The organism is Pararhizobium sp. (assembly GCF_035497515.1).
GTDB lineage: Bacteria > Pseudomonadota > Alphaproteobacteria > Rhizobiales > Rhizobiaceae > Pararhizobium.
In genome coordinates this window covers 26995-40120 of sequence record NZ_DATJDJ010000054.1, presented here as the reverse complement: position 1 = coordinate 40120, position 13126 = coordinate 26995, and the positions used below count along the sequence as shown (strand labels likewise).

The following is a 13126-nucleotide window of genomic DNA, read 5'->3' as shown; positions in this document are numbered from 1 at the left end:
GCTCAAGCGTCCTTGTCACGGGGACATTGCCGGCATAGGCGATGCCGGCAGCATTCATGGCTACCTCAATGCGCTTGTAGGCGGCGGCGCGCACGGTGAACTGGTTTCCCGGCGCGGTGCGGAAATTGCAGCGGAAGATCTTGATGCCGGGCTCGACCCGGTAGAGCTTGCCCTTGAGCGGCTGCTGGATCAGCGGGCCGAGTTCCTCATCAGCCATCATGTCCTCGCCGACGCGCTTGATCAGTTTGCGGACCTTCTCGCTGTCCACCTCGACCGGCAGTGGCAGGTTGAACTTCTCAACGACCCAGTCGCGCGAGGTGTTGCGCACGGTTCCAAGCGTGCCATAGGGCACGAAATGCAGGGGACCGTTGTGATGGCGAAGCGCCACCGTGCGGAGCGTCAGTTTCTCGACGGTCCCCTTGGTCGAGGAGCCGCTCTCGATGTATTCGCCGACGCGGAACGTATCCTCGGCGAGATAGAAGATACCGGTGATGACATCCTGCACCAGCGACTGCGCGCCAAAGCCGAAGGCAAGGCCGACGACGCCGGCGCCGGCGAGAAGCGGCGTAATTTCGAGGCCAAGCGTCCACAGCCCCGACAGGACGAGCAGGACGGTGATGACGGTGGCCGCGGTGGTCCTGAGGATCGGCAGCAGCGTCAGCAGCCGTGCGCCGGGGCCTGGCTGTTCGTGCTCGTCGACCTTGTCGATGGTCGCCAGGCGATAATCGATGGTGGTGCGCACGGTGATCCAGGCGACATTGGCAAGCAGCGCCAACGCCGCGACCCCAAGCAAACGGAAGCCGAACCGCGCCAGTGGGCTTTCGGAGGTCGCCATCCCGGTAAAGGGCATATCGAGGGCAAGGGCGCAGACGGCAAGGCCTGTGAGCACAACGACAAGCCGGACGGCCGGCAGGATGATCGACGGGGCGAGCTCGGGATCGGCAGGTGCGTCGTGCTCTTCGCCATCCAGCGCTTCAGCGGCGATCTCCTCGGCAATGGCCCTGTCGCGCCAGAAGTAGAACACCATGGCGCGCAGCGATATCTGCAGTGCGATCACGACGGCGATGGTGGTGAGGATGATGGCAGCGGCGGAATTGCCGAAAAGCCAGAGGCCATAGATGATAACGACCAGCGTTGCCGATGCCAGCGCCCGTGGAAATTTCGGCAGGACCCCGCGGCGTCGTTCCGCCAATATCTTCTCGCGCCCGCGCAGCAGAAGCAGGCAGGCCGCCAGCAAGGCGGTCGTGATCAGCGTGCCAAGGCCGATCCGCAGCGCCTCCGCCAGATTGGGCTCGCTGGCGATGCGCGTGATCAGGGACGGAACGAACCACGCGATGGAGCCGACTGCTGCGAGCAGGGTGATACCGGCCATCATGATGAGAGCGGTTCGGTCCGGCAGCGGCACGAGCCGGATTTGTGGCACGCCGGGCGACAGCACGATGTTCGCGACGATGACGGTCAGGCGAAATGTCACAATGGCGAGCGTCACCGTCACGACGATATCATGCACGCCGGGCGGCCAGACGAAGGCGGAGGTCGAACCGATCGCGGCGACCGCAAACAGCAGCAGCCCGAAACCGGCGAGCCAGAAGCGGCGAAGCCCGAACAGTAGCGACTGGCGGGGGGAAGCAGGTTCGACGTTTAACAGGACCCGCAGCGAGGCATAGCCATAGGTCCAGTAAAACCATTCGAGACCGACGCCGATCGTCAGCAGAAGCAGGACATAGGTGAAGGTCCGCACGCCGTCGCCGCTGAGCATGGCTGCGGAAAAAGCCTCCCGCGTCGTCTGCCATTCGAGCGGCGCGGCCGTAAAACTGGCGGCGATCGCATCGGAACGCGCGGACAGTTGGTCGAGCAGCGTCAGCGTCATCCCGGCAATGTCACCCGACGGCACCTCCGCATTCGCAAGCGTGGCCGAGGCGGCAAGGACGATGGGGGTGATGATGAGCGGAACTCTGTTCTTCAAGGTGCTGCCCCTTCGAACGGCAAAACGACCGGGACAGGCGAGGTTTCCTCGGTTGGTGGACGGCTATCCTTCCGCCCCCATTCTTCCGGTGTCTGCGCGGCGCTGATATCGGCATAAGCAGGCAGAAGCCGCGCGACCGACACGTCGCTCTGCAGAAGCCGCGCCTGGCAGGCGAGCCGTGTACGATCATCGGCATGAAGATGGGCGAGCGTCTTGATTTCCTGGTCGGTGCGCGGCGTCAGGTTCTGGCCGCCTCGGAGAATTTCGACCCGGCATGTGCCGCATCGGCCGCGCCCCTGACAGATATGAGCGTGGGGTATGCCGCTCGAAAGACTGATCTCCAGCAGCGAAAGCCCGCTTTTGCCACTGGCGGTCGCTTCACCGTCATAGATGATGCGAACCCGTCGCGAACGGCCCGCATATATGCGTATGGCCCAGCTGAGCAAGACGGCGGCGACCAGTATCCAGTACCCGGTCACCACACTGACATTGATCGCATCGAGGGTCGGCGCGGCTTGGCTGTAGAGCCGTTGCGATGCGCGGACATGATCTATCCAGCCCGGATCATTCTCCAGCCGGTCAAGGATTTCCTTGCCAGCCTCGGCGAAGCCGAGGAGCGCAAGGATTGGAACCAGGAAAAGTACAGGGAGGACGATCGTGCGGATCCTTGGCCATATGGGCCGCAGCGCAATCCAGGAATAAAAACCGATGGCGGCGTGGACCCAGACAATCACCACGACGAACAATTGCTGGAACGCATAGGTCGGCGCAAGGCTCCAGTAGACGGACAGGATAACGGCATAACTGGCATCGAAGTCCGGGACGATGATGCTGGTCGCTCGCAGGGTCAAAACATGTGTGATGAGCAGGGGCGGCGTCAGCACGCCGAGGATGATCTGCACCACATCAACCCGGCTCAAGGCCAGGCTGCGGCGCTTGGAAATCGTGTAGAGGCCGATGCCGGCATGGACGATCGCCGCAAGCGCGAGAAAAATGCTGCCGGCCGCGCTATGCCACGGCGCCATCAGCACGGTACGCCAAGCGTCAATCGCTTCCAGTGAAACGAGACCGAGTGCGAGATTGGCGAGATGCGTCAGTACGAACGCGCTGAGGATAAGGCCTGACACCAGGCGGGCGGACCGGATCGACAGGTCAAGGGAGCTTGTGCTGCGCTGTCTAACGCTCCAGACCATGTTTTACCCGATCCATCCCCAAGAAGCCCTACGGCTGCTAATATTAGGATGAACTATCGGAAATTGTCACCCATCATAATGCAGGGCTTTTGCGCCGTTTTGCGCGGCACCCCATCAGTCCCCCTGTTCCAGCCAGCGGATATCCTCCGGCGACAACTCGATGTCGAAGGCGGCGATGCTGTGGTGAAGTTCGCCAAGCGAGCGCGGACCGATCAGCGGGATGACGCCGAAAGGCTGGGCGAGCACATAGGCGAGCGCGATCTGGATCGGGTCCTTGCCGAGGCGCGCAGCGAGGATCGTGGCCCGTTCGCGCCGGGCGAAATTGGCGGGCGAATACCAGCTGTTGACCAGTTCCGGATCGCCGAGCTTGTCCAGCCCGGCGCGATCGGTGAAGAAACCACGCGCCTGGCTCGACCAGGCGAAATTGGTGACCTTGCGGGATGCCAGCCATTCCTTCCACTCGCTGTCGGACGAGGCGATGCAGCCGTCCCAGACCGGATTGACCATTTCGGCAAGCGAGAAATTGTTCGACAGCACGCTTGGTTTCGTCTTGCCGGTCCGCTCGGCATAGGCGATGGCCGCATCCATGCGCTCGCGCGTCCAGTTCGAGCCGCCGAACGGGCCACGGATGCGCCCGGCCTTTACTTCGGCATCCATGGCGTCGACGAATTCGCCGACGGGCACGTCCGGATTGTCGCGATGCATGAAATAGATATCGACATAATCGGTCTTCATGCGATCGAGGCTGACAGTCAACTGCTTGGCGATCACATCCGGATAGCAGAGTGGCGAATGCGCGCCCTTGGCGATGATGACGGATTGTTGCCGCACGCCACGACTCTGCATCCATTCGCCGATCTGCGCTTCGGGCTTGCCATTGCCATAGTGGAAGGCCGTATCGAACAGGTTGCCGCCGGCCTCATAAAAGGCATCGAGCATGATCGCCACGCTCGATATGCTGCCGAGTTCCAGAAAACCGATTGCCGCCAGCGATGTCTCCGGCGCCAGCCCTGGAATGCTTCCTCGCGCAATACGGTTGTTCTTCACCTGCAGGACGTCGCCCCGGATCGTGTGCCGGGTAACGGACGGTTTCTCGATCTCGTATTCGAGCCCGATCGCCGCGCGCCAGCGGTCCATGGTCCTGAGGTTTCCAAGCGTGTCGTTGCGGCTCATGCCCGGGAAGGTGAACTGCATCTGCCCGGCGGCGATCGCTGCCCCCACCGCATCGACCTCGAAGCTGTAGAGATGCCGCTCTTCGGTCACGTCGATCCGGCTGCGCGAACCATCGTTGCCGATGACATGAATCGTCGCCGTTCCGCCCGACTTGCCGCCGGCAAACCAGAACTGGTCGATCTCGATGCGGCCCTTGGTGCCGAGGATGGTCAGGAGATTGTCCTGCGCCAACGATACGGAGCAGGACACTTCGGCGATAATGCCATTTGGAAAATGCAGAACGGCCGAGGTCCATTCGTCGACGCCGGTTTCGCCGAGATGAGCGGCCGCCACGACACGGTCGGGGTCGAGGAAGCCGGATTCGCTGTTCAGGCCGGCGATCAACCGGGCCATCGACACCGGATAGCCGCCGACATCCAGGATGCCGCCGCCGGCCAGAGCGTTGGAAAACAACCGGTGTTCGGGCTTGGGCGGGCTAACGGCAAAGCCAAAGCTCGACTTGATCAGGCGGACATCGCCGATGGCGCCGGATTTCAGCGTCTCCACGAGCTTGGCGACCAGCGGGTGCAGCCGGTACATATAGGCTTCGCCGAGGAACGTGCCGGCCGCCTCGGCTGCCGTGAACATGGCATCGGCCTCGGCCGCCGAAAGCCCGATCGGCTTTTCGCAGAGCACATGCTTGCCATGCTCTGCCGCCTTGATCGCCCATTGCGCATGGGCTGGATGCGGGACGGCGATGTAGATTGCATCGATATCCGGATCGGCCAGAAGCGCCTCATAGCCGTCAATGATCCGGGCGCCAGGAAAGCTGTCAGCAAGCCCCGGCCGGTCAGGATTGCGGGTTCCGATTGCCGCTATGACACCGGTTTTAGAGCCGGCGACCCCGGCGAAAAAGTCCTTGGCGATTTGCCCCGGCCCGAGAATGCCCCATCTTACCTTGTCTGCCATGATCTTTGCTTTCCATCCGATAGAAGATTGTGCGGTTGTCTTGTCAGCGAATGCGCTTACCGGCCGCGTCGAACAGGAGCGCCCGCTCCGGCTCGAATTTCGCGTGGATCGTTTCGCCGGTCTTGAGGTCGCGCCCGTGTTTGGTCTCGATGATGACGAGGTCGCCGCTGCCGTGCCGGGCATAGGCGAATGTCTCGCCGCCAAGGTGCTCCAGCATGTCGATGGTGAGATTCAGCACTGCCGGGCCGGTATCGTCGAAATGTTCCGGCCGAACGCCGACCGTGACAGTGGTTCCGGCGGCTATGGTCGCGGCCTTCACGATCGAAGTGCCACCAACCTCCGGAAGCTCGATCGTTACATTGCCGTTGCCGCTTGCGGTGACGACACCCTTGAAGAAGTTCATCTTCGGCGAACCGAGGAAGCCGGCGACGAACAGGTTTGCCGGATCGTCGTAGAGTTCCAATGGCGAACCGACCTGTTCGACGAGCCCGGCCCGTAGCACGACGATCTTGTCGGCAAGCGTCATCGCTTCGACCTGGTCATGGGTGACGTAGATCATCGTGGTGGCGAGCGTCTTGTGCAACCGGGCAATCTCGATGCGCATATGCACGCGCAGTTCTGCATCGAGATTGGAGAGGGGCTCATCGAACAGGAAGACGTTGGGATGCCGCACGATCGCCCGGCCGATGGCCACACGCTGACGCTGGCCGCCGGAGAGTTGCTTGGGCTTGCGATCGAGCAGAGGCTCCAGTTCCAGGATACGGGCGGCCTCGGCCACCTGCTTTTCCACCTCGGCCTTCGGAACGCCCGCAAAGCGCAGGGCAAAGCCCATGTTTTCGCGCACCGTCATATGCGGATAGAGCGCGTAGGACTGGAACACCATGGCGATGCCGCGTTTCGACGGATCGACATCGTTCATCCGTGTGCCGCCGATTTCCAGCGTGCCGGAGGTGATCTCCTCCAGCCCGGCGATCATCCGCAGAAGCGTGGATTTTCCGCAGCCGGAGGGGCCGACGAAAACGACGAACTCGCCGGACTTGATATCGAGATCGACACCTTTGATGACCTCAAGGCTGCCGAAGGCCTTCCTGATGTCTTGCAGTTTTACGTCGCTCATTCCGTGCCCCGCCCTTGTTCGTTCTTGTGCGCTGTCATGCCGCCGTGAGCGGAACGCTCTGGCTGCCGAAACGCTCGCTCGAAACGCGAAGCGTGATCGCTCCCGCCTCGCCGGTCGATTCCAGCCAGAAGCCTGTCGTTCCACCCGCAAGTGTCATCGTGTCCGGACCGATCAGCCGGGCAGGGCCATCGATGCTCACCGTCACGACGTCGTTGAGGAACGGCACGATCGAGCCGACCTGATCGAGCCCCCGCACGATCACGCGAACCGTGTCGCGGCCCTGGGCGGCGAGCGTCTGCGTGTCGGTTTCGACCTCCAATGTCGTCGGCACGGGATCGGCCACCATGTTCAGCGAGGCAACCGGCTTGCCATCGACGAAACCGGTAAAGCTCACATCTTCCCATTGCATGCCCCAGAGCCCGAGTTCGTCCTTGGTGAAGTGGCGATGATCGAACACGATGGGTGCGTGCGGCAAGTGCGGGAAGGATTCTCTGTCAGGTCCGACACGTTTTGTGATCGTGCCGTAGCGGAGTTCGACCTCGTCGCAATTGGTCAGAACGATCAGCGGCAGCACGCCGCCGATATTGCGCTCGCCGCGCGCCCAGAAGGTGACGGGCTTCATGATCACCTCGTCCGAGGGCTCGCACTGGCTGGAATAGACGTAAGCGGCGAATTTCGGCTCGCGGAACATGTCCATCACGCCGTGGTGGCAGATGCGGTCGCCGGAGCCGAAATCCTTGTGGGTGTTGTAGTCGAACATGCACCAGCCGATGGCGCCGGAAATGCTCGGGTCGCCATAGCTCGCGTTGAGCACTTCCAGGTGCCGGCGCACATGCTCGGCCTGGCGCTGCTCCTGGTCGAACCGCTTGGTGGGATACATGTGACCGCCGAATTCGGTGATCATGTAGGGCACCTTGCGGATGAGCCCGGTGCATTCCTGTTGCGGGCGCAGCGCCAACCGGCCGCGATTGTTGCCCGGCAGTTCCTCGTTGCCGAGAATGAAGTCGTTCATCGTATAGACGTCTTCGAGGAACTCGCTGTCGGTGATGTAGCGGACGCCGCCGGTCTGGCGGGTTGTATCCAGTTCATGCGCCAGCCGGTTGGTCTCGACGTAGAAATCATGCGAATCCTGGGATTCGTTGATGCGCACGCCCCAGATGATGATCGAGGGATGGTTCCAGTCGCGCTCGATCATCCGGCGAACGTTTTCGATCGCTTCCTTCTTCCATGCGTCGCCGCCGATATGCTGCCAGCCGGGAATTTCCTCGAACACCAGGAGGCCGATGCGATCGCAATGATCGAGGAACCATTTCGACTGCGGATAATGCGAGGTGCGCACCAGATTGCACTTCAGTGTGTTTTTCATCAGTTCGGCGTCGCGCTCCTGCGCCGAGCGGCCCATCGCGTAGCCGACATAGGGGAACGCCTGGTGGCGGTTGAGGCCGCGGATCTTCAGCGACCGGCCATTGAGCAGGAAACCATCGACGGTGAATTCGGCGGTCCGGAAACCGAAGGTCGAGCCGAGGCTGTCCGACCCTTGGTCGGTATCTAGCGTTGCGGTGATCGTGTAGAGGGTAGGGCTGTCGATATCCCACAGCGACAAGCCTTCCAGTCCGTCCATCGCGACGATTGCGCCGTGTTGGGCGGGAATGCGCTTTTCTCGCAGCACCGTGCCGCCGGCGTCCTTCAGTGCGACGGTCAATGTGCCGCTGAACGCCACGTTTTCCGGGTTGCTCAGATCGCAACGCACAGACACCGACTTCGTATCCGACAGGACGTTCTGCGTCTCGATCTTCAGATTGCCGATCGAAACGGGGCTTGCGACCTTCAGCCAGACGTCGCGATAGATTCCAGCATAGGTCAGATAGTCGATGCGGCCGCCAAAGGGCGGGATTTCCGGGTTTTCGCTCCCGTCGATCTTGACGGTCAGCAGGTTATCGCCGTCCCTGAGAAACCCGGTCAGCCGAGCTTCGAAGGGCGTGTAGCCATCCTTATGGGCGATGACCTGCTGACCATTGAGATAAACGACTGCATCAGCCATCGCCGCGTCGAAGACAAGGGAGACTTCCCGGCCGGCGAAGTCCGCGTTCCAGGGCAGGTGCTTCTGGTAGGTGAAAGCGCGCTGGTAGCAAGTCTCGTCGAAATAGTTGAAGGCGACATCCACGGCATTGTGCGGCAGGCTGACAGCCTTGCCATCCTGAAACCTGGTCTTCAGCGTGTCGGAAAAGCCTTCGTGGAACGTCCAGCCTTCGTTGAAATTGGTAATCGTACGCATCATCATTCCTATTTGACGGAGCCCAGCATTCCCTGGACGAACTGCTTTTGCATGAGAAAGAAAACGAGGAGGGTCGGCAGGGTCGCAAAGACGGTGCCGACCAGTACCACGCCGTAATCGGGGTAGTAGGCCGAAGCCAGCGACGAGATCACCAGCGTGATGGTCTTCGTGTCGTTGGATTGCAGCACGATCAGCGGCCAGAGATAGTTGTTCCAGCTGAGCATGAAGACGATGATGAAAGCAGCCGCATAGGTGGAGCGCATCACCGGCACATAGATGAACAGGAAGATCTGCCATTCCTTCAGTCCGTCGACCTTGGCAGCGTCTCGAAGCTCGGAAGGAAAGGCCTTCGTGCTCTGGCGGAAATAGAAGATCATGAAGGCCGAGGCGATGACCGGCAGCATGACGGCGATATGGGTGTTGATCAGTCCCGCCCGGCCCATGATGATGAACAGCGGGATCATCAGCGCCGCGAACGGAATGAACAGTGTCAAAAGCATGAAATGGTAGATTCGCTCGCGAACGCGGGACCGGAACATCTCGAAGCCGTATCCGGCAAGCGACGAGATCGCGAGCGTCAGGACCGTGCTGATGACGGCGATCTTGGCAGTGTTCCAGAACACCAGCGGCACATCCACCTGGGTGAAAAACCCGGTGATGTTGATGCCCAGCGCCGAACCGAAGGTCGATTTGCCGTTGATGACGTCGATCGAGGTATTGGTCGCACCGATCGCCATCCAGATGAACGGGAAGACCGACAGGAAGGCGACGAAGCCGAGCAACAGATAGGTGGCGATGCTTGCGAGCAGCGCGGTGGAGCGGTCGGAAAGCATCAGTCGCGCTCCCTGGTGGCCTGGAATTGCAGGAAGGCGAGCAGGGCGACCATGACGACGATGACGTAGGATACGGTCGCCGCATAGCCGAAGCTCGGCATGAACTTGAAGGTCAGGTTGTAGATGTAGAGCGACAGGGTCAGCGTCTCGTTCGACGGCCCGCCCTTGCCTTCGGTGAAATTGTAGACCTCGTCGAAGAGCTGCAGCGTGCCGATGGTCGAGGTGACCATGGTGAACAGGATGACCGGCTTCAGCATCGGAATGGTGATGTAAAGGAACCGCCCGCGCGCGGAAATGCCGTCGATGCGCGCCGCCTCGTAGATCGACTTGTCGATGTTCTGCATCGCCGAGAGGTAGAAGATCATGTTGTAGCCAGTCCAGCGCCAGGTAATGGCGATGATGATCAGGGTCTTTGCCCAGAAGGGATCGGTGAGCCACGGGATCGGTGATGAGATAATGTGCAGCGCTTCAAGCGCGCCATTGACGACGCCGTCGGCGGAAAACATGCTCTTGAACAGAACCGAGTAGGCGACGAGCGAGGTGACGCAAGGCAGGAAGATCGCGGTGCGGAAAAAGCTGCGGCCCTTCAGGTTGGGATTGTTGAGCGCCGCCGCGACGATCAGCGCCAGCGTCAGCATGATCGGCACCTGGATAACGAAGAAGATCGTCGTGTTGGACAGCGCCTTGATGAAGACCGGATCGTTCCAGAGGCGAATGATATTGGCGAAACCGCCGAATTTCGTGGTCAGCCCCTTGCCGGTCTGGAACGACATCCACAGCGACCAGAGGATCGGATAGATCATGAAGACGCCGATGAGACCCAGGGCAGGGGCAACGAACAGCCAACCATTGATATTGTAGTAGCGACGAACACCGCCGCCGGCTCGCAGGACCGCCATCGTTTTCTCCGGAATGACCGTGGCACGGGTAGGGGACGCGCAAACGGGCGCGGCCCCGACGGGCAGGCTGATGGTCAACCTGCCCGGGCGTTCGGGTTTTCCTACTGGATCTGGGCTGCGACTTCGTCGTTGATCGCCTTCAGGACTTCATCAACCGGCGTACCCTTGGTGAGTGCCGGAAGCTGGGCGGTTACCGCTGCATCCGCCTCATTGGTAAAGACGCCGTAGTTGACGGCCGGAACCTTGGCCAGCCAATCGGAGAAATTCTGCCAGACCTTTTCGCCGCCGAAGAAGGCATCCGGCGCTTCATAGGCAGCGCCGCCGCGAGCCGCAAGAAGGGAACCGACCGCACCGCGATCCTGGAGGATCTTCTGGTAGAAATCGATGTCCTTGGCATAGACCTCGTTCAGCATGTCGATCGCCTCGGCCTTCTCCGCCGAGCTTTCGAGAACATACCAGCTGGAACCGCCGAGGTTCGACGCATTGGTAGCCCCCTCGACGCCGAGGCTCGGGATCGGCGCCACGCCCCACTTGTTGGACTGGTCCGCCTGCGCCTTGACCGTTCCCGTGATCCACACACCGGTGATGACCGAGGCAACATCGCCCGATGTGAAGGTTCCGACCCAATCGGCCCAGCCGGTCGCCGGCTTGGTGATGCCAGCCGCCAGAAGCTTGCCTTCGGTTTCGAGCGCGGCCTTCAGCGCGGCATTGCCGACGATGTTCGGCTTGCCCTCGGCATCGAAATACCACTGGCCGCCGGACTGCATCATGATGCGGATCAGGCCGGCATCATTGGGGTCGAGACCCATCATCTTCTTGCCGGTCTTGGCCTCGACCTGCTTGCCGATCTCGATATAGCGATCCCAGGTGATGCCCTGCATGTCTTCGGGCTTGAAACCGGCTTGCTCGAGATAATCCTTGCGGTAGTACATGCCGGTGACGCCGGAATCGAACGGCATGCCGTAGACCTTGCCGTCCATGGTCATCAACTGGACCTTGTAGGGCGCGAAACCGGAATAATCGACCACATCCGACAGGGCTGCGAAGGTGCCGGGGAAAGACTGCAGGTATTTTTGCGCGCCGTAGTCCTCGATGAGGACGATATCGGGCAGGGCGTCCGTCACGCCCGAGGACAGCGCGGTCTGGAGCTTCTGCTCGACGTCGAGCTTGGCGAAGTCGACGATGTTCAGGGTAACGTCCGGGTGCGTCTTCTGATAGCGCTCGCCGGCTTCCTTCATGATTGCGACGTTGAAATTCGGGTCCCAGCACCAGACGGTGATTTCCTTGGCTTGGGCTGCGGCGACCGCGAGAACGCTGACGCCCATGGCAAGGCCGATGACACGCGCGAAGCGTGACGTGACTGTGTGATACATTGCTTCCTCCCAGAAGGCTCCCAAGGCGGATTGTTCCACCTCAAAAAAGAGTATTCCCTAAAATGCGGGCGAATGCAATATTTTCAGTAAATTTTTACTAGCGCCATGAATTTGAAACAATACCACTGTATTTATTGCAAAATATCGGATTATTCCGGCGATCGGGTGCTGTTTCTCCACACCAGTTCGGTGGCGAGAATGACTTTTTTGGCGAGTTCCCTGCCGGAGAAGCGTTCGAGCAGCATGTCCACGGCGGTCTCGCCGATCAGTTCGGCCGGCAGCTTGACGGTGGACAGGGGCGGCGACAGAAATTGCGCGACGGGAATATCGTTGAAGCTGGCAATGGCGATGTCGTCGGGAATGCGCAGGCCGAGTTCCTGCATGGCGCGATAGGCGCCGATCGCCATATTGTCGTTGCAGGTGATCAGCACGTCGGGGGGATTCTGCTGGTTCATGATGGCATGGGCAAGCGTGTAGCCGCTGTCCTGCGTCAGGGGTTCCGTCAGGCACAGGCCTTCCTCGAAAATCCCGGCATCCTTCATCCATTTCGTATAGGCGATGCAGCGTTTCTCGCCCTGCAGGTGCGGCAATCCGTCGAGATGCTCGGCCCAGCCGATGAAGCCGATACGGCGATAGTTCATGGCCGAGAGCGCGCTGATCAGCTTGTGCATGGCCAGCGACACATTGCTCTCCACGCAATCGTCGGCTTCGGACGGCGTCGAGAAATCCGCAAACACGAGATGACGGCTGTGGCTGCGCAGCCAGGCGACCTCCTCGTCGCTATGTTTGCCGACGGCGATCACGCCGGATGCGCCCTGCAGCAAGTTCGGTTCAGGAAGATTGTCTGTGTGATAGACCTTCACGACCTCGATCTTCAGCGCCTGGCAGCGGTTCTCGATGCCGAGCCGCACGCCGATATAATAGGGATCGACCAGTTCCTGCGCCGGTCTCAGGAAATGGACGAGCGCGATCTTGCCGGCACCGGGCACGAGCGCATGCTGCACGCCATTCGTCCGGTTGCGGGCACGCGGCGTCGCATAGTTCAGCGCTTCGGCCGTCTCGATGATGGCCTGGCGCTTCTTGGCCGAGACGGCAAGCGTGGCGTCGTAGTTGAGAACACGGGAAACCGTGGCGGACGATACGCCAACAGCCTCGGCAATTTCCTTGATGGTCACCATACCACCTTGTTGCACCCGGAGCCGGGTGCGTATCAAGCCCCATGTCCAAAATATTCGGCGACAGCACTGCGGAAGTGGCAAATCGCGCTTGTAATCATTGGCATGTCGCGCTTCATCCTTGAAGTGTGGCGGCAAGGTTGAATTGTCCGCCGGTTTGCAAAGTAGAAACGT

9 protein-coding genes are annotated in these 13126 nt (G+C 60.9%); all 9 read right to left on the bottom strand.

Features of this window, described 5'->3' with window-relative positions; genetic code table 11:
* On the bottom strand, window positions 1-1966 hold a 1966-nt coding region (locus VL202_RS05860; protein WP_325463205.1), incomplete at its 3' end, for a mechanosensitive ion channel family protein.
* On the bottom strand, window positions 1963-3159 hold the full coding sequence (locus tag VL202_RS05855) for a 2Fe-2S iron-sulfur cluster-binding protein (RefSeq protein WP_325463204.1): 1197 nt from the start codon (window positions 3157-3159) through the stop codon (window positions 1963-1965). The genes VL202_RS05860 and VL202_RS05855, both read right to left, overlap by 4 nt.
* Window positions 3160-3273: 114 nt before the next feature.
* On the bottom strand, window positions 3274-5280 hold the full coding sequence (locus VL202_RS05850) for an aldo/keto reductase (RefSeq protein ID WP_325463203.1): 2007 nt from the start codon (window positions 5278-5280) through the stop codon (window positions 3274-3276).
* A 43-nt stretch (window positions 5281-5323) separates the two neighbouring features.
* On the bottom strand, window positions 5324-6397 hold the full coding sequence (locus tag VL202_RS05845; RefSeq protein WP_325463202.1) for a sn-glycerol-3-phosphate ABC transporter ATP-binding protein UgpC: 1074 nt from the start codon (window positions 6395-6397) through the stop codon (window positions 5324-5326).
* A gap of 34 nt (window positions 6398-6431) precedes the next feature.
* Window positions 6432-8672, bottom strand: a complete 2241-nt coding sequence (locus VL202_RS05840; RefSeq protein WP_325463201.1) for a glycoside hydrolase family 2 protein — start codon at window positions 8670-8672, stop codon at window positions 6432-6434.
* A gap of 8 nt (window positions 8673-8680) precedes the next feature.
* Window positions 8681-9505 (bottom strand): carbohydrate ABC transporter permease, encoded by an 825-nt coding sequence (locus VL202_RS05835; RefSeq protein ID WP_325463200.1) that lies wholly within the window; start codon window positions 9503-9505, stop codon window positions 8681-8683.
* A complete protein-coding gene (locus tag VL202_RS05830; protein WP_325463199.1) occupies window positions 9505-10404 on the bottom strand; it encodes a sugar ABC transporter permease in 900 nt (299 codons plus the stop codon). The genes VL202_RS05835 and VL202_RS05830 overlap by 1 nt, the downstream gene beginning before the upstream one ends.
* A gap of 101 nt (window positions 10405-10505) precedes the next feature.
* Complete coding sequence (locus VL202_RS05825; RefSeq protein WP_325463198.1) at window positions 10506-11777, bottom strand: ABC transporter substrate-binding protein; 1272 nt, start codon at window positions 11775-11777, stop codon at window positions 10506-10508.
* Window positions 11778-11926: 149 nt separating this feature from the next.
* Window positions 11927-12955: a LacI family DNA-binding transcriptional regulator gene (locus VL202_RS05820; protein WP_325463197.1), complete on the bottom strand. Its 1029-nt coding sequence runs from the start codon at window positions 12953-12955 to the stop codon at window positions 11927-11929.
* Window positions 12956-13126: the final 171 nt, after the last annotated feature.